Origin of the sequence: Pantoea phosphatilytica, assembly GCF_051025615.1 — a bacterium.
Classification (GTDB): Bacteria; Pseudomonadota; Gammaproteobacteria; order Enterobacterales; family Enterobacteriaceae; genus Pantoea.
In genome coordinates this window covers 104,295-120,330 of the sequence record NZ_JBPFDF010000006.1, presented here as the reverse complement: position 1 = coordinate 120,330, position 16,036 = coordinate 104,295, and the positions used below count along the sequence as shown (strand labels likewise).

At 58.5% G+C, this 16,036-nt stretch carries 16 protein-coding genes; 14 read left to right on the top strand and 2 right to left on the bottom strand.

Annotated features, from left to right (window positions below):
- The first annotated feature begins 44 nt into the window (after nt 1-44).
- The 4 genes from ftsY (at nt 45) to rpoH (ending at nt 4,406) form a co-directional block, all read left to right on the top strand.
- The gene (gene ftsY / locus ACR6AS_RS18480; RefSeq protein WP_111140409.1) at nt 45-1,658 is read left to right on the top strand and encodes a signal recognition particle-docking protein FtsY; all 1,614 of its coding nucleotides are present in this window, start codon (nt 45-47) and stop codon (nt 1,656-1,658) included.
- A gap of 5 nt (nt 1,659-1,663) precedes the next feature.
- Nucleotides 1,664-2,332: a cell division ATP-binding protein FtsE gene (gene ftsE, locus ACR6AS_RS18475; RefSeq protein ID WP_111140408.1), complete on the top strand. Its 669-nt coding sequence runs from the start codon at nt 1,664-1,666 to the stop codon at nt 2,330-2,332.
- Nucleotides 2,322-3,305 (top strand): permease-like cell division protein FtsX, encoded by a 984-nt coding sequence (gene ftsX, locus ACR6AS_RS18470; RefSeq protein WP_003852199.1) that lies wholly within the window; start codon nt 2,322-2,324, stop codon nt 3,303-3,305. Before ftsE ends, ftsX begins: the two co-directional genes overlap by 11 nt.
- A gap of 243 nt (nt 3,306-3,548) precedes the next feature.
- Nucleotides 3,549-4,406 carry an RNA polymerase sigma factor RpoH gene (gene rpoH, locus ACR6AS_RS18465; RefSeq protein WP_010253314.1) on the top strand — a complete coding sequence of 286 codons (858 nt, stop codon included), beginning with the start codon at nt 3,549-3,551 and terminating at the stop codon, nt 4,404-4,406.
- 75 nt (nt 4,407-4,481) lie between these two features.
- Here rpoH and panM read toward each other — a convergent pair whose 3' ends face one another.
- Entirely contained in the window at nt 4,482-4,877 is a 396-nt protein-coding gene (panM, locus tag ACR6AS_RS18460; RefSeq protein ID WP_434163424.1) for an aspartate 1-decarboxylase autocleavage activator PanM, read from the bottom strand.
- 394 nt (nt 4,878-5,271) lie between these two features.
- On the opposite strand from panM, the gene ACR6AS_RS18455 reads away from it, so the two are divergent.
- The 10 genes from ACR6AS_RS18455 (at nt 5,272) to ugpQ (ending at nt 15,687) form a co-directional block, all read left to right on the top strand.
- Entirely contained in the window at nt 5,272-6,384 is a 1,113-nt protein-coding gene (locus tag ACR6AS_RS18455; protein ID WP_111140406.1) for a branched-chain amino acid ABC transporter substrate-binding protein, read from the top strand.
- Nucleotides 6,385-6,517: 133 nt separating this feature from the next.
- Nucleotides 6,518-7,444: a high-affinity branched-chain amino acid ABC transporter permease LivH gene (gene livH, locus ACR6AS_RS18450; RefSeq protein ID WP_434163422.1), complete on the top strand. Its 927-nt coding sequence runs from the start codon at nt 6,518-6,520 to the stop codon at nt 7,442-7,444.
- Nucleotides 7,441-8,712 (top strand): high-affinity branched-chain amino acid ABC transporter permease LivM, encoded by a 1,272-nt coding sequence (locus ACR6AS_RS18445; protein WP_293773287.1) that lies wholly within the window; start codon nt 7,441-7,443, stop codon nt 8,710-8,712. Before livH ends, ACR6AS_RS18445 begins: the two co-directional genes overlap by 4 nt.
- Entirely contained in the window at nt 8,709-9,476 is a 768-nt protein-coding gene (livG, locus tag ACR6AS_RS18440) for a high-affinity branched-chain amino acid ABC transporter ATP-binding protein LivG (RefSeq protein ID WP_111140403.1), read from the top strand. Before ACR6AS_RS18445 ends, livG begins: the two co-directional genes overlap by 4 nt.
- A 1-nt stretch (nt 9,477) precedes the next feature.
- Complete coding sequence (gene livF, locus ACR6AS_RS18435) at nt 9,478-10,191, top strand: high-affinity branched-chain amino acid ABC transporter ATP-binding protein LivF (protein ID WP_111140402.1); 714 nt, start codon at nt 9,478-9,480, stop codon at nt 10,189-10,191.
- A gap of 572 nt (nt 10,192-10,763) precedes the next feature.
- Nucleotides 10,764-12,080 (top strand): sn-glycerol-3-phosphate ABC transporter substrate-binding protein UgpB, encoded by a 1,317-nt coding sequence (ugpB, locus tag ACR6AS_RS18430; RefSeq protein WP_111140401.1) that lies wholly within the window; start codon nt 10,764-10,766, stop codon nt 12,078-12,080.
- Between the two features lie 56 nt (nt 12,081-12,136).
- On the top strand, nt 12,137-13,024 hold the full coding sequence (ugpA, locus tag ACR6AS_RS18425) for a sn-glycerol-3-phosphate ABC transporter permease UgpA (protein WP_111140400.1): 888 nt from the start codon (nt 12,137-12,139) through the stop codon (nt 13,022-13,024).
- Nucleotides 13,021-13,866, top strand: coding sequence for a sn-glycerol-3-phosphate ABC transporter permease UgpE (gene ugpE, locus ACR6AS_RS18420; RefSeq protein ID WP_111140399.1), 846 nt, complete (start codon nt 13,021-13,023; stop codon nt 13,864-13,866). Before ugpA ends, ugpE begins: the two co-directional genes overlap by 4 nt.
- A gap of 1 nt (nt 13,867) precedes the next feature.
- Nucleotides 13,868-14,941: a sn-glycerol-3-phosphate import ATP-binding protein UgpC gene (locus tag ACR6AS_RS18415; protein ID WP_111140398.1), complete on the top strand. Its 1,074-nt coding sequence runs from the start codon at nt 13,868-13,870 to the stop codon at nt 14,939-14,941.
- The gene (ugpQ, locus tag ACR6AS_RS18410) at nt 14,938-15,687 is read left to right on the top strand and encodes a glycerophosphodiester phosphodiesterase (RefSeq protein WP_111140397.1); all 750 of its coding nucleotides are present in this window, start codon (nt 14,938-14,940) and stop codon (nt 15,685-15,687) included. The genes ACR6AS_RS18415 and ugpQ overlap by 4 nt, the downstream gene beginning before the upstream one ends.
- Here ugpQ and ACR6AS_RS18405 read toward each other — a convergent pair.
- The gene (locus ACR6AS_RS18405) at nt 15,678-15,965 is read right to left on the bottom strand and encodes a DUF2756 domain-containing protein (RefSeq protein ID WP_111140396.1); all 288 of its coding nucleotides are present in this window, start codon (nt 15,963-15,965) and stop codon (nt 15,678-15,680) included. The genes ugpQ and ACR6AS_RS18405 overlap by 10 nt on opposite strands.
- Between the last annotated feature and the right edge of the window lie 71 nt (nt 15,966-16,036).

Here is a 16,036-nt window from a genome sequence, read left to right as displayed (position 1 = left end):
CCACGCGCGACCGGGACAAAGCCATCGAGGAGTGTCGTCACACAATGGCAAAAGAGAAAAAACGTGGCTTTTTTTCCTGGCTGGGATTTGGCAAAGAGGAAGAGAAACAACCTGTAGCGGAAGAGCAGACCCCGACGGTCGCGGAACCCGCTCAGCAGCAGACTGAACAGGACGATCCGGCACTCCGCCAGGCTGAAGCGCAGGCGGAAGAGACGGTTGCGATCACCGAAACGGTAGCTGACCAGCAGCGTGAGGCGGACGTTACCGCCGCCGCGCCCTACGAAGCGGCACCTGAGCGGCTGGATGCGGCTGAGGCCGATCCTGAAGTGCAGGTGGATATCGACCCCCCTGAACATGACGCGACGCCGGTTATTGACGCCGACGACGTCATCACGCCAATCGCCGATGACGCACCGGCAGATGCGCCGTTAAGCGAAGAAGAGCTGACCGCGCTGGCGCTGGGCGACGCGGAGGTCGTGGAGACCCCGCATCGCGAAGAAGAAGAGGCGCCGCTGTCTGAGGATGAACTGACCGCGCTGGCGCCGGGCGACGCAGACGTCGTTGAAACCCCGTACCACGAAGAAGAGGCGCCGCTCTCTGAAGAGGAGCTGACTGCGCTGGCGCTGGATGACGCCGACGTGGCGGAGACTGCACCCGCCGAGCCGTTAGCGGATACCGTCAGCGATCTGCCGCTGGCCGCCGCGCCACTCATCGCGCAGGAGCAGGAGCGCCCGAGCAAAGAGGGCTTCTTCGCCCGCCTGAAGCGCAGCCTGGTGAAAACCCGTCAGAACCTCGGTTCCGGTTTTATCAGCCTGTTCCGGGGCAAAAAGATTGATGATGACCTGTTTGACGAGCTGGAAGAGCAGTTGCTGATTGCCGATGTCGGCGTGGAAACCACGCGCCGCATCATCGCCCATCTGACCCAGCAGGCAAGCCGCAAGCAGCTGCGTGATGCCGAAGCACTGTATGGCCTGCTGAAGGCGGAGATGGCCGCGATCCTGGCGAAGGTCGATGCGCCGCTGGACGTCTCAGGCAAAACGCCGTTTGTCATCCTGATGGTGGGCGTTAACGGCGTCGGTAAAACCACGACTATCGGTAAGCTGGCGCGCCAGTATCAGGCCGAAGGCAAATCGGTAATGTTAGCGGCGGGCGATACCTTCCGTGCGGCGGCGGTGGAACAGCTGCAGGTGTGGGGCCAGCGTAACAACATTCCGGTGATTGCACAGCATACCGGTGCAGATTCAGCATCGGTGATCTTCGATGCGATTCAGGCTGCCAAATCGCGCGGCGTTGACGTACTGATTGCCGATACCGCCGGTCGTCTGCAGAACAAATCGCACCTGATGGAAGAGCTGAAAAAAATCACCCGCGTGATGAAAAAGCTGGACGATTCCGCGCCACATGAAGTGATGCTGACGCTGGATGCCAGCACCGGACAGAACGCGGTCAGCCAGGCCCGACTCTTTAACGAAGCGGTCGGCCTGACCGGCATTGCGCTCACCAAGCTGGATGGCACCGCCAAAGGCGGCGTGATCTTCTCGGTGGCCGATCAGTTCGGTATTCCGATTCGCTACATCGGCGTCGGCGAAGGCATTGAAGATTTACGACCGTTTAAGGCGGACGATTTTATTGAGGCACTGTTTGCCCGAGAGGACTAATTAGGATGATTCGCTTTGAAGAGGTCAGTAAGGCATATCTCGGCGGACGTCAGGCGCTGCAGGGGGTCGATTTTCATCTGCGCCCTGGCGAAATGGCGTTTCTGACCGGCCACTCCGGTGCCGGTAAAAGTACCTTGCTGAAGCTGATTTGTGGCATTGAGCGCCCGAGTGCCGGAAGAATCTGGTTCAGCGGCCATGACATCTCCCGCCTGCGTAACAGCGAGGTGCCGTTCCTGCGTCGTCAGATTGGCATGATCTTCCAGGATCACCATCTGCTGATGGATCGTTCGGTCTATGACAACGTGGCGATCCCGCTGATTATCTCCGGGGCCAGCGGCGAAGATATCCGCCGTCGCGTCTCGGCGGCGCTTGATAAAGTCGGGCTGCTCGACAAAGCGAAAAGTTTTCCGATTCAGCTCTCTGGCGGTGAACAGCAGCGTGTGGGCATTGCCCGTGCGGTGGTGAACAAGCCAGCCGTGCTGCTGGCGGATGAACCGACCGGTAACCTCGACGACGCGCTCTCCGAAGACATTCTTCGTCTGTTCGAAGAGTTTAACCGCGTCGGCGTCACCGTTCTGATGGCGACACATGACAGCGGCCTGATCGCCCGGCGCAACTACCGGATGATGACGCTGAATCAGGGACGTCTGCACGGAGGCCACGATGGTCAATAAACGCATTAAACGCCCGGCTGCGCCGAAAGCTAAGCAGCCGTCGAAGAGTAAAGCACTGAAGGGCGGCTGGCAGGAGCAGTGGCGCTATGCGCTGCGCGGCACGCTCTCGGACATGTGGCGTCAGCCGCTGGCCACCCTGCTGACGGTGATGGTCATCGCCATCTCACTGACGCTGCCCAGCGTCTGCTACATGGTCTGGAAAAACGTCAGCCAGGCGGCCACCCAGTGGTATCCGGCCCCGCAGTTAACCGTCTATCTCTCCAAAACGCTGGATGACACGGCGGCAGAAAACGTGGTGGCGCAGCTCAAACAGGTCGAAGGGGTGGATAACGTCAACTACCTGACGCGGGAAGAGGCGCTGAACGAGTTCCGTAACTGGTCAGGCTTTGGCGGTGCAATGGATATGCTGGAGCAGAATCCGCTGCCCGCGGTCGCTATCATTACGCCGAAACTGAATTTCCAGAACTCAGACACCATGCAGAGCCTGCGCGATCGGGTTACTAAAGTGCAGGGCGTGGATGAAGTGCGCATGGACGATAGCTGGTTTGCCCGCCTGGCGGCGCTGACCGGACTGGTCGGGCAGATCGCCTCCATGATTGGCGTGCTGATGATCGTGGCGGTGTTCCTGGTGATTGGTAACAGCGTGCGGCTCAGTATCTTTGCCCGGCGTGACACCATCAACGTGCAGAAGCTGATTGGCGCGACCGACGGCTTTATCCTGCGCCCGTTCCTCTATGGCGGGGCGCTGCTGGGCTTCAGCGGCGCGGTGCTGTCGCTGCTGCTGTCGGAAGTGCTGGTGCTGCGACTCCAGTCTGTGGTGGCCAGCGTGGCGACCGTATTTGGTACTACCTTCTCACTGGAAGGCTTCTCGTGGGATGAGGCACTGCTGCTGCTGCTGATCGCAGCCATCATCGGCTGGGTCGCGGCCTGGCTGGCAACAGTCCAACATTTACGCCGATTTACGCCGCAGTAAACGCCTGCAACATTTTTTTGTTATAATGGTCCTCTGCTACCGACAAAGGGTGCAGAGGATCGCTTCCCCCCTCTTCCCTTCCTGTCATCTGTGTGTAAAATATTCACCGGTAAAATTGAACTTGTGGATAACTTTGCCACTCTAAGTAGCACAGATTGCTTTCGGATTTCGCGCGACGTTGACTTACTGTATCGTCTGCGCAGGGAAATGTGCGGCAATTTCACTGAATTTGTGAGGGTTTGAATGACCAAAGAAATGCAAACTTTAGCTATTGCTCCTCTTGGCAACCTGGAGTCTTACGTCCGGGCGGCGAACACCTGGCCGATGCTCTCGGCAGAAGAGGAAAAAGCGTTGGCTGAACGGCTGCATTACCAGGGCGATCTGGATGCGGCAAAGACGCTGATCCTGTCTCACCTACGCTTTGTAGTTCATATCGCTCGTAACTACTCCGGCTACGGCCTGCCACAGGCGGACCTGGTGCAGGAAGGTAACATCGGCCTGATGAAAGCGGTGCGTCGCTTCAACCCGGAAGTGGGCGTGCGTCTGGTTTCGTTTGCCGTGCACTGGATTAAAGCTGAGATCCACGAATATGTGCTGCGCAACTGGCGTATCGTAAAAGTCGCGACCACCAAAGCACAGCGTAAGCTCTTCTTTAACCTGCGTAAAACCAAGCAGCGTCTGGGCTGGTTCAACCAGGATGAGGTCGAGATGGTGGCGCGTGAACTGGGCGTCAGCAGCAAAGACGTGCGCGAAATGGAATCGCGTATGGCGGCCCAGGATATGACCTTTGATATGTCTGCTGATGATGAGAGCAGCGAAGGTCGCTCGATGGCACCGGTGCTCTACCTGCAGGATAAAACCTCTGACTTTGCTGACGGCATTGAAGAGGATAACTGGGATGCGCACGCGGCTGACAAGCTGAGCTATGCGATGGAAGGTCTGGATGAGCGCAGTCAGCACATCATCCGCGCCCGCTGGCTGGACGAAGATAACAAAACCACGCTGCAGGAGCTGGCCGATCAGTATGGCGTTTCCGCCGAGCGTGTGCGCCAGCTGGAAAAGAACGCCATGAAAAAACTGCGTATGGCGATCGAAGCGTAACGCACGTTAACACCGTAAGGGGCGACAGATGATGTCGCCCTTTTTGTTTCCCCCTCTCTGCTCAGCCGCTGGCGCTTACTCTGCCGACCTTATCCAGCCATCATTCTGTGCCCGAAAGCCACACGCCTGCATAAAGGCCGCCCGCACCTGCTGATCGTCACTGCCATCATCGGCGACCCACCAGTCTGCCACAGAGCTGTTCTGCCTCATTGTCTCCTCCAGCAGATACTGACCGACGCCACGTCGCCGGGTCACATCGCGGACGGTCAGCCGCTGGATCTTGCCGTGGGTTCCGGCGATCTCCAGAAGCAGACCAGCCAGCAGGCGGTCGTTGAAGCGCGCAGCATAGAGACGATGCCGCTCATCCAGATGCTGCGCCAGTTTTTCCATCTCCAGATCCGGCCAGACTTTGCCCAGATCGATGCGGTCCTGTGCGGTCAGCATCGTCACCCGCTGAATAGTGAGCTTCATAACAAAAACCTCTGTAATAGGGGAATGTGTAGCGAAAATATACAACCTGCGCACCACCACATTTTCATCAATAAAACAGGTCAAAAGATGGCCTGGATGCCAGGATGATAGTTGTAAACAGCGACAGCGAATGGTCACCCAGCATAACGCGCTGGCAAAGTGGTGAAAAACCGGCCATTGCCTCCAGTGTATTATGCTGTTTCACTCAGTCAATTCTGAATATGTCAGTTGATTTACAGAAGAAACTTCCTGTTTAATAACCTGAAAAATAAAGCCTTATTACTAATAAATGCCAGAAAAGTAAGCTAACTCATTCATGCTTAATCAGTTTTCCACTTTATCTGGCAGCGCAAACACTCACAACATACACGATAAAACAGATGGGGTAGTCAGGATGAAAATGAAAGGTCGCGCATTACTGGCGGGATGTGTAGCACTGGCGATGAGCCATGCGGCGCTGGCTGAAGATATCAAAGTGGCGATTGTTGGCGCCATGTCGGGTCCGGTGGCGCAGTATGGCGATATGCAGTTCGCGGGCGCTACTCAGGCGATTGAAGATATCAATGCCAAAGGTGGCGTTAACGGCAACAAACTGGTGGCGGTGAAATATGACGACGCCTGTGACCCGAAACAGGCCGTGGCGGTCGCCAACAAAGTCATTAACGACGGCATCCGCTATGTGATTGGCCATCTCTGTTCATCCTCCACGCAGCCCGCATCTGACATCTATGAAGATGAAGGTGTGCTGATGATCACCCCGGCCGCGACCGCACCAGACCTGACCTCACGCGGCTATAAACTGATTATGCGCACCACCGGTCTTGACTCCGATCAGGGGCCGACGGCGGCAAAATATGTGATGAGCGAGCTGAAACCGCAGCGCATCGCTGTCGTACACGACAAGCAGCAGTATGGCGAAGGCCTGGCGCGCGCCGTGCAGGAGAGCCTGAAAAAGCAGGGCGCGAACATCGTGATGTTTGAAGGGATCACCGCCGGGGATAAAGATTTCTCCACGCTGGTGGCTCGCTTCAAGAAAGAGAACGTCGATTTTGTCTACTTCGGTGGTTACTACCCGGAAATGGGCCAGATCGTCCGCCAGGCGCGTGCAGCTGGTCTGAAAACCCAGTTCATGGGGCCGGAAGGGGTGGGTAACGCCTCGCTGTCGAACATTGCCGGTGCCGCCTCTGAAGGCATGCTGGTGACCCTGCCAAAACGCTATGACCAGGTGGCGACCAACAAACCTATCGTGGATGCGCTGAAAGCGAAGAAACTGGATCCGACCGGTCCGTTCGTCTGGACCACCTACGCCGCACTGCAGTCGCTGGCGACCGGCATGGAGCGCAGCAAGAGTGCCGAGCCGGATGCCATCGTGAAAAACCTGAAAGAGGGTGCCGCAGTGCCAACCGTAATGGGCAACCTGAACTGGGATGAGAAGGGCGACCTTAAGGGCTTTGAATTCGGCGTCTTCAAATGGCATGCCGATGGCACCTCGACCGCTGTGAAGTAAACCAGGTCATTTTCGGGTAGATGGCAGGCCGGGTAACCGGTTTGCCTGACCTGCGACATGAACGCCTGGCACCTCACTGCCAGGCGTTTTTTGTACCCCGGTCGCCTGCGATCGGACAAGTAAGGGTTAAGGTATGTCGGAGCAGTTTCTCTATTTTTTTCAGCAGATGTTCAACGGTGTGACCCTGGGAAGCACTTATGCGCTTATCGCCATCGGTTACACCATGGTTTACGGCATTATCGGCATGATCAACTTCGCCCACGGCGAGGTCTACATGATCGGTAGCTACGTCTCCTTTATCGTGATTGCTGCCCTGATGATGATGGGCATCGACACCACCTGGCTGATGATCGCGGCGGGCTTTGTGATGGCGGTGATTATCTCCAGCGCCTACGGCTGGAGCATTGAACGTGTCGCCTATCGCCCCGTGCGTGCCTCGAAGCGCCTGATTGCGCTGATCTCCGCCATCGGGATGTCGATATTCCTGCAGAACTACGTCAGCCTGACGCAGGGTTCACGCGACCTGGCGTTGCCGAGTCTGATCACCGGGCAGTGGACGGTGGGTGAGAGCAACGGCTTTGCCGCCACTATCTCCACCATGCAGGTGGTGATCTGGGTCGTGACCTTCCTGGCGATGCTGGCCCTGACCACGTTTATTCGCTACTCCCGCATGGGCCGGGCCTGTCGCGCCTGTGCAGAAGATCTGAAAATGGCCAGCCTGCTGGGCATTAACACCGACCGCGTGATCTCCCTGACCTTTGTGATCGGGGCCGCGATGGCCGCGGTTGCTGGCGTACTGCTGGGTCAGTTCTACGGTTCGATTAACCCCTTCATCGGCTTTATGGCCGGTATGAAGGCATTCACCGCTGCCGTGCTGGGCGGCATTGGCAGTATTCCTGGCGCGATGATTGGTGGCCTGGTGCTGGGGATCGCCGAGGCGCTGACCTCCGCCTATCTCAGTACGGAATATAAAGATGTGGTCTCGTTTGCGCTGCTGATCGTGGTGCTGCTGGTGATGCCGACCGGGATTCTGGGTCGCCCGGAGGTCGAAAAAGTATGAAGACTTCCTTTATTAATGCGCTGATCTCGGCCCTGATGCTGCTGGTGCTCGCCACCTTCTTTATGGGGCTGCGCCTGAACCTCGATGGCACACAGCTGGTGGTGCAGAACGCCGGTAGCGTGCGCTGGAACTGGATCGCGACAGGCTGTGTGGTGGTGTTTCTGTTCCAGCTGCTGCGTCCGGTGTGGCAACGCGGTCTGAAGAAAATGTCTGGTCCGGCGCTGCTGTTACCGGGCCTGGATGGTTCGACGCCGAAGCAGAAGCTGGTGATGGCAGTGCTGATTGTCGCCGCGATTGCCTGGCCCTTCCTGGTGTCACGCGGCACCGTCGATATCGCCACCATGACGCTGATCTACGTGATGCTCGGTCTGGGCCTGAACGTGGTGGTCGGACTGTCGGGCCTGCTGGTACTGGGTTATGGCGGTTTCTATGCCATCGGCGCCTATACTTTTGCGCTGCTGAACCACTATTACGGTCTCGGCTTCTGGCAGTGTCTGCCGCTCTCCGGCATGGTTGCCGCACTGTTTGGCCTGCTGCTGGGCTTCCCGGTGCTACGACTGCGTGGCGACTATCTGGCGATTGTGACGCTGGGCTTTGGCGAGATCGTGCGTATTCTGCTGCTGAACAACACCGCTCTGACCGGTGGGCCAAACGGCATCAGCCAGATCCCGAAACCGACGCTGTTTGGTCTGGAGTTTGGCCGCACGCCGCGCGAGGGTGGCTGGGATACCTTCCACAACTTCTTTGGTCTGAAGTATGACCCCAGCGATCGCATCATCTTCCTCTACATGGTGGCGCTGCTGCTGGTGGTGCTGACGCTGTTTGTCATCAACCGGCTGCTGCGGATGCCGCTGGGCCGTGCCTGGGAAGCGCTGCGCGAAGATGAGATTGCCTGTCGTTCGCTGGGCCTGAGTCCGACCCGTATCAAGCTCACCGCGTTTACTATCAGCGCCGCCTTTGCGGGCTTTGCCGGCAGTCTGTTCGCGGCGCGTCAGGGCTTTGTCAGCCCGGAATCCTTTACCTTCGTCGAATCCGCCTTTGTGCTGGCGATTGTGGTTCTGGGCGGCATGGGCTCCCAGTTTGCGGTGATCCTGGCGGCCATTCTGCTGGTGGTGTCACGCGAACTGATGCGCGATCTGAATGAGTACAGCATGCTGGTGCTGGGTGGCCTGATGGTGCTGATGATGATCTGGCGGCCACAGGGATTATTGCCGATGAAACGTCCGCATCTGAAACTCAGAACCGGTAAAAAAGGAGAGCAGGCATGATTCAGCCTTTATTAGCCGTTGAAGGCCTGATGATGCGCTTCGGCGGTCTGTTAGCCGTGAACAATGTGGCGCTGGAGCTGCGTCCACAGGAGATCGTCTCGCTGATCGGGCCGAACGGTGCCGGTAAAACCACCGTGTTTAACTGCCTGACCGGCTTCTACAAGCCCACCGGCGGCAGCATTAAACTGCGCGAACAGCATCTGGAAGGTCTGCCGGGCCAGAAGATCGCGCGGATGGGCATCGTGCGGACCTTCCAGCATGTGCGTCTGTTCCGTGAGATGACGGTGATTGAGAACCTGCTGGTCGCGCAGCATCAGCATCTCAAAAGCGGCGTGTTTTCCGGCCTGCTGAAAACCCCGGCGTTTCGCCGCAGTGAGAGCGAGGCGCTGGACCGTGCCGCAACCTGGCTGGAGCGGGTCGGCCTGCTCGATCTGGCAAACCGTCAGGCGGGCAACCTGGCCTATGGTCAGCAGCGCCGGCTGGAGATCGCACGCTGCATGGTGACGCGCCCGGAGATCCTGATGCTGGATGAACCGGCTGCGGGCCTGAACCCTAAAGAGACGCATGAGCTGGATGCGCTGATCGCGGAGCTGCGGGGCGAACACAAGGTTTCCGTGCTGCTGATTGAACATGATATGAAGCTGGTCATGGGAATTTCTGACCGTATTTATGTGGTGAATCAGGGAACGCCACTGGCTAACGGAACGCCGGAGGAGATTCGTAACAATCCGGATGTCATTCGTGCCTATTTAGGAGAGGCCTGAGATGGCAAATACGATGTTAACCATTGAAAACGTCAGCGCGCACTATGGCAAGATTCAGGCGCTGCATAACGTCAGCCTCTACATCAACCAGGGGGAGATCGTCACCCTGATCGGGGCCAACGGCGCCGGGAAAACCACGCTGCTGGGCACGCTGTGCGGCGAACCCCGCGCGACCCAGGGCACCATCACCTTTGATGGCAAAGCCATTACCGACTGGCAGACGTCGCGCATTATGCGGGAAGCGATTGCCATCGTGCCGGAAGGACGACGGGTCTTTTCACGTATGACGGTGGAAGAGAACCTGGCGATGGGGGGCTTTTTTGCCAGCCGCCAGGCGTATCTGACACGCATCCGGCGCGTTTACGAACTCTTTCCACGGCTTGAGGAGCGTAAAATCCAGCGCGCCGGAACGATGTCGGGCGGTGAGCAGCAGATGCTGGCGATTGGCCGTGCGCTGATGAGTCAGCCGCGCCTGCTGCTGCTGGATGAGCCCTCGCTGGGGCTGGCACCGATCATTATTCAGCAGATTTTCGACACCATTGAGCAGCTGCGCAGCGAAGGGATGACCATTTTCCTGGTCGAGCAGAACGCCAATCAGGCGCTGAAGCTGGCGGATCGGGGCTATGTGCTGGAGAACGGCCATGTGGTGCTCGAAGACACAGGCGCAGCACTCCTCTCTAACGAAGCCGTCCGCAGCGCTTACTTAGGCGCCTGATGGGGCACGGCCTGGCCTGCTGGCCAGGTTCCGGCTGGGCAGCGCTCGCTATCCTTACGTACGACGTGTACGTTCCGGTGGCTGCGCTGTCCGTCCACGGCTCCGGGTGTCGGCGTGGGGGGCAGAGCAGCTCAGGCGGCTGACAAACTCAAATCAGGCGAATCTGGCCGCAGCAAATAAGCTTAAGACGCAGGGAACAGGGGCAGAAGAGGAAAGCGTCCCGCGCTATGGACAACAACGCCGGGAGCGTTTTGAACAACGCAACGCGCCGGGCCGTATACGGGCGCATTTCAGGAATGAGGTGCGTAATCGCGCGGGCTCAGCATGTCATGGATGACGGATTTAGCGTCTTTCCGCTCTGACCCCGTTCGCTGTGCATACTCAGTCTGACCGCACCCCAGCCAGGGTTATCATCCTTCTCACCCTGCGTTAACCGCGCTGCCTTTTCCTCTTCTGTGCCTGTCATCCGGCTGTCATCTCTCCGTTATTAATCCGTCATTTTTCCGTGTCATGTTACTTCGCGAACCAGAAATCCGTGATTTCACGCGTATTTACCTGCACAGGAAAACTTTATGTCCGTCGTTACCTTTCGTCGTAGCCTGATGAGCGCGCTGCTCGGTCTGGCGATCAGCGGCCAGGCGCTTGCCGCCACTGAGATCCCTTTCTGGCACTCCATGGAAGGCGAGTTAGGCAAAGAAGTCGATTCGCTGGCACAGCGTTTTAATCAGACCCATCCCGATTACAAAATTGTTCCGACCTACAAAGGTAACTACGAGCAGAGCCTTGCCGCCGGGATTGCGGCAGTGCGCAGCGGTAAAGCGCCTGCGGTGCTGCAGGTCTATGAAGTCGGCACGGCGACCATGATGGCCTCCCAGGCGATCGTGCCGGTGCATCAGGTCTTTAAAGAGGCGGGCATCCCCTTTGACGAGAAGCAGTTCGTGCCCACGGTGGCGGGATACTACAGCGACAGCAAAGGTCAGCTGATCTCTCAGCCGTTCAACAGCTCGACGCCGGTGCTCTACTACAACAAAGACGCCTTTAAAAAAGCGGGCCTGAACCCGGATCAGCCGCCGAAAACCTGGCAGGAGCTGGCGACGGATGCCGCCGCACTGCGCAAGTCGGGCATGAGCTGCGGCTACGCCAGCGGCTGGCAGGGCTGGATCCAGATTGAAAACTTCAGTGCCTGGCATGCCCTGCCGGTGGCGACGAAAAACAACGGATTTGACGGGCTGGACGCGGTTCTGGAGTTCAACAAGCCGGTGCAGGTTCGCCACATCGGACTGCTGGAAGCGATGAACAAAAAAGGGGACTTCACCTACTTTGGCCGTAAGGATGAGTCCACCGCCAAGTTCTACAACGGTGACTGCGGCATCACAACCGCCTCATCGGGATCGCTGGCGGATATCCGCCACTACGCAAAATTCAACTTCGGCGTGGGCATGATGCCATATGACGACACCGTGCCGGAGGCACCACAGAACGCCCTGATCGGCGGTGCCAGCCTGTGGGTGATGAAAGGTAAGGACGCGGCAACCTACAAAGGCGTGGCCGAATTCATGCAGTTTCTGGCTAAGCCGGAAATCGCCGCTGAGTGGCACCAGAAAACCGGTTATCTGCCGATCACCACCGCCGCCTACGAGCTGACAAAGCAGCAGGGCTTCTACGACAAAAATCCGGGCGCGGATATCGCCACTCGTCAGATGATGAATAAGCCGCCGCTGCCGTTCACGAAAGGCATGCGTCTGGGCAATATGCCGCAGATCCGTACCGTGATCGACGAGGAGCTGGAAAGCGTCTGGACCGGTAAACAGTCGCCGCAGAACGCACTGGATAACGCCGTGAAGCGTGGCAACGCGCTGCTGCGCCGCTTTGAACAGCAGGTGAAGTAATCTCTCCTTGCGGGTCAGCCCCGGCTGGCCCGCCTCTTTCTGACGCCAGGTACGCCATGTCTTCATCCCGTCCCGTCTTTCGCACCAGCCTGTTACCCTATCTTCTGGTGCTGCCGCAGCTGCTGATTACCGCCATTTTCTTTCTCTGGCCCGCCGGTGAAGCGTTATGGTACTCGCTGCAAAGTCTCGATCCCTTTGGCATCTCCAGCCGCTTTGTCGGACTGGAAAACTTCAGGCGGCTGTTTGCCGATCCCTACTATCTCGACACCTTCTGGACCACCCTGAAATTCAGCGGGATGGTGACGGTGTTCGGTATGCTCTCGTCTCTGCTGCTGGCGGCGCTAGTGGACTATGTGGTGCGCCTGCGCCGCCTCTATCAGACGCTGCTGCTGCTGCCCTACGCCGTAGCGCCGGTGGTGGCGGCGGTGCTCTGGATGTTCCTGTTTAATCCTGGACTGGGCCTGTTCAGCTACCTGCTGAACCACCTGGGCTACAACTGGAACTACGCGCAGAACAGCGGCCAGGCGATGTTCCTGATTGTGCTGGCGTCGATCTGGCAGCAGATGAGCTACAACTTCCTGTTCTTCTTTGCCGCCCTGCAATCGATCCCAAAATCCCTGGTGGAAGCCGCCGCGATTGACGGTGCGGGACCGGTACGGCGCTTCTTCAACCTTTCGCTGCCGCTGATAGCACCGGTCAGCTTCTTTCTGCTGGTGGTCAACCTGATCTACGCCTTCTTCGACACCTTCCCGGTGATCGATGCTGCAACCGGCGGCGGACCGGTGCAGGCGACCACGACGTTGATCTACAAAATCTATCGCGAAGGCTTTACCGGGCTGGATCTCTCCGCGTCGGCGGCGCAGTCGGTGGTGCTGATGCTGCTGGTGATCGGGCTGACGGTGATCCAGTTCCGCTTTGTTGAACGTAAGGTGCAATATCAATGATTGAGAATCGACGCGGGCTGGATCTCTTCAGCCACATCGTACTGGTGCTGGGCGTGCTCACCATCCTGTTTCCGCTCTATGTCGCTTTTGTGGCGGCCACGCTGGATAACGCGGCGGTCTATCAGGTGCCGATGACGCTGGTGCCCGGCACGCACCTGTGGGAGAACATCTCGCGCATCTGGACCCACGGCGTCAACGGCAACGGCCCGGCGTTTGGCCTGATGCTGCTTAACAGCATGATCATGGCGCTGGGGATCACGTTCGGCAAAATCACCGTTTCGATGCTGTCGGCGTTTGCGCTGGTCTGGTTCCGTTTTCCGCTGCGCACGCTCTTTTTCTGGCTGATCTTTGTCACTCTGATGCTGCCGGTGGAGGTGCGTATTTTCCCTACCGTGCAGGTGATTGCCGATCTCAATCTGCTCGACAGCTACAGCGGATTAACCCTGCCGCTGATGGCTTCCGCCACCGCCACCTTCCTGTTCCGCCAGTTCTTTATGTCACTGCCGGATGAGCTGGTGGAGGCGGCACGCATCGACGGTGCCAGTGCCATGCGCTTCTTCATCGACATCGTTCTGCCGCTGTCAAAAACCAATCTGGCGGCGCTGTTTGTTATCACCTTTATCTACGGCTGGAACCAGTATCTCTGGCCGCTGCTGATCATCAATGACGCCAGTCTCGGCACGGCGGTGGCGGGGATCAAAAGCATGATCTCCACCAGCGGTTCGCCGACCCAGTGGAACGAAGTGATGGCGGCGATGTTATTAACCCTGATCCCACCGCTGGTGGTGGTGTTAGTCATGCAGCGTGCCTTTGTGCGCGGCCTGGTTGAGAGTGAGAAATAAGATGGCGGGCGTAACCCTTCAGGCAGTAACCAAATCCTACGATGGCAAGAATCAGATCATTCAGCCGCTGAATGTCACGATCAATGATGGCGAATTTATGGTGATGGTTGGCCCCTCCGGCTGTGGTAAATCGACGCTGCTGCGGATGGTGGCCGGGCTGGAGCGCGTCAGCTCCGGGGATATCTACATCGACAATCGTCGCGTGACGCAGGAAGAGCCGAAAGATCGCGGCATCGCGATGGTGTTTCAGAACTATGCGCTCTATCCCCACATGTCGGTGGAGCAGAATATGGCTTATGGCCTGAAAATCCGCGGCATGGGCAAAGAGCAGATCCGCCAGCGGGTGCTTGATGCGGCGCGCAGCCTGGAACTGGATCACCTGCTGATGCGCCGTCCGCGTGAACTCTCCGGCGGACAGCGCCAGCGCGTGGCGATGGGCCGCGCCATCGTGCGCGAACCGGCGGTGTTTCTGTTCGATGAGCCGCTCTCCAATCTTGATGCCCGCCTGCGGGTGCAGATGCGGCTGGAGCTGCAGCAGCTTCATCGCCGCCTGCAGACCACCAGCCTCTATGTGACGCACGATCAGGTTGAGGCGATGACGCTGGCGCAGCGGGTGATGGTGATGAACAAAGGAGTGGTGGAGCAGATTGGCTCACCGGCCGAGGTGTATGAACGTCCCGCCAGCCAGTTTGTAGCCTCGTTTATCGGCGCACCCGCGATGAATCTGCTGAAAGGGCAGTTCAGCAGCGACGGCTCACGCTTTAACCTCGACGCCTCCCATGCACTGCCGCTCAGCGACATGAAAGCGAAGTGGGCTAACCGATCCGTGGTGCTGGGCATCCGGCCCGAACATATCCGCCAGAGCAGCCGCGAGCAGGGCGGCGTGCCTCTGCGGGTTGATACGCTGGAGATGCTGGGTGCCGATAATCTGGTGCACGGCCGCATCGGTGAGACGCCACTGGTGGTACGCTTACCCCACAGCGAACGGCCACAGCCGGGCACTACGCTGTGGCTGCATCTGCCAGCAGATGCGTTACACTTTTTTGATTCAACCCATGGAAAGCGTCTGGAATGAGCACACAACACTGGCCTTATCCCCGTATCGTCGCCCATCGCGGCGGCGGCAAACTGGCACCGGAAAATACCCTGGCGGCGATCGACATCGGCGCGAAGTATGGCCATCAGATGATTGAGTTTGATGCCAAATTATCAGCAGATGCGCAGATCTTCCTGCTGCACGATGACACGCTGGACCGCACCAGCGACGGCTGGGGCGTGGCGGGGCAGCTGCCGTGGGAAAAACTCTCTCAGCTCGACGCGGGCAGCTGGTTTGGCAGGGCGTTTTCGGGCGAAAAGCTGGCGCGGCTGGACGAGGTCGCGGCCCGCTGTCGCCAGCATCAGATGATGGCGAATATCGAAATCAAACCCACCACTGGCAGTGAAGTGGAGACCGGACGGGCGATCGCGCAGGCTGCGGCAATCCTGTGGCAGGATCAGACGCCTCCGCTGCTCTCCTCGTTCTCTTACGAAGCCCTTGAGGCGGCAATGCAGGCCGAGCCGCAACTGCCACGCGGCCTGCTGTCGCACAGCTGGGACCCGGAATGGCAGGCGAAAACCGCTGCGCTGGAGTGCGTCTCGATCCACCTGAATCACAACGTGCTGACCGCTGAGCGGGTAGCCGAACTCAAAGCCGCTGGCCTCAGGATTCTGGTCTACACCGTCAACAACCCGGATCGCGCCAGAACCTTACTGAAATGGGGCGTCGATGCCATCTGTACCGACAGTATCGACATCATCGGCCCCGATTTTAATCAGTTCTGATTCGGGTTCTGCGTCTGGTGTCCCGGCTGCGCGTCGATAACCCGCTGCCGGGCGCTGTCGCGCTGTTCCTGCATTTTACGCTGCAGATCCTGCGTCTGACGCTGCTGATCCTGACGCAGCTTCAGCTGCTGTTGCTGCTGCTGGCTCTGCATCTGCGACTGCATCCGCTGCTGGCTGGGGTTATAGCCCGGCCTGTTTGGATCGTTGGTGCTGTTCAGCGTGGTCGCCTGGCTGGCGAAAGGCAGCAGGGCGGCTAAAACCATCATCCACTTTTTCATCACTCCTCCTTTCTCAAGCGCGACAGGGTTCCGGGTGCGCAATACCGCACACCGACATCGGGGTCGCAGCC

What these genes read in the sequence shown, in the direction of transcription:
- ftsX (WP_003852199.1), top strand. Translation starts at nt 2,322, where the DNA reads ATGGTCAATAAACGCATTAAACGCCCGGCTGCGCCGAAAGCTAAGCAG.
- ugpA (WP_111140400.1), top strand. Translation starts at nt 12,137, where the DNA reads ATGTCTTCATCCCGTCCCGTCTTTCGCACCAGCCTGTTACCCTATCTT.
- ACR6AS_RS18445 (WP_293773287.1), top strand. Translation starts at nt 7,441, where the DNA reads ATGAAGACTTCCTTTATTAATGCGCTGATCTCGGCCCTGATGCTGCTG.
- rpoH (WP_010253314.1), top strand. Translation starts at nt 3,549, where the DNA reads ATGACCAAAGAAATGCAAACTTTAGCTATTGCTCCTCTTGGCAACCTG.
- panM (WP_434163424.1), bottom strand. Translation starts at nt 4,877, where the DNA reads ATGAAGCTCACTATTCAGCGGGTGACGATGCTGACCGCACAGGACCGC.
- livG (WP_111140403.1), top strand. Translation starts at nt 8,709, where the DNA reads ATGATTCAGCCTTTATTAGCCGTTGAAGGCCTGATGATGCGCTTCGGC.
- ugpQ (WP_111140397.1), top strand. Translation starts at nt 14,938, where the DNA reads ATGAGCACACAACACTGGCCTTATCCCCGTATCGTCGCCCATCGCGGC.
- ugpB (WP_111140401.1), top strand. Translation starts at nt 10,764, where the DNA reads ATGTCCGTCGTTACCTTTCGTCGTAGCCTGATGAGCGCGCTGCTCGGT.
- ACR6AS_RS18455 (WP_111140406.1), top strand. Translation starts at nt 5,272, where the DNA reads ATGAAAATGAAAGGTCGCGCATTACTGGCGGGATGTGTAGCACTGGCG.
- ftsY (WP_111140409.1), top strand. Translation starts at nt 45, where the DNA reads ATGGCAAAAGAGAAAAAACGTGGCTTTTTTTCCTGGCTGGGATTTGGC.
- livH (WP_434163422.1), top strand. Translation starts at nt 6,518, where the DNA reads ATGTCGGAGCAGTTTCTCTATTTTTTTCAGCAGATGTTCAACGGTGTG.
- ACR6AS_RS18405 (WP_111140396.1), bottom strand. Translation starts at nt 15,965, where the DNA reads ATGAAAAAGTGGATGATGGTTTTAGCCGCCCTGCTGCCTTTCGCCAGC.
- livF (WP_111140402.1), top strand. Translation starts at nt 9,478, where the DNA reads ATGGCAAATACGATGTTAACCATTGAAAACGTCAGCGCGCACTATGGC.
- ugpE (WP_111140399.1), top strand. Translation starts at nt 13,021, where the DNA reads ATGATTGAGAATCGACGCGGGCTGGATCTCTTCAGCCACATCGTACTG.
- ftsE (WP_111140408.1), top strand. Translation starts at nt 1,664, where the DNA reads ATGATTCGCTTTGAAGAGGTCAGTAAGGCATATCTCGGCGGACGTCAG.
- ACR6AS_RS18415 (WP_111140398.1), top strand. Translation starts at nt 13,868, where the DNA reads ATGGCGGGCGTAACCCTTCAGGCAGTAACCAAATCCTACGATGGCAAG.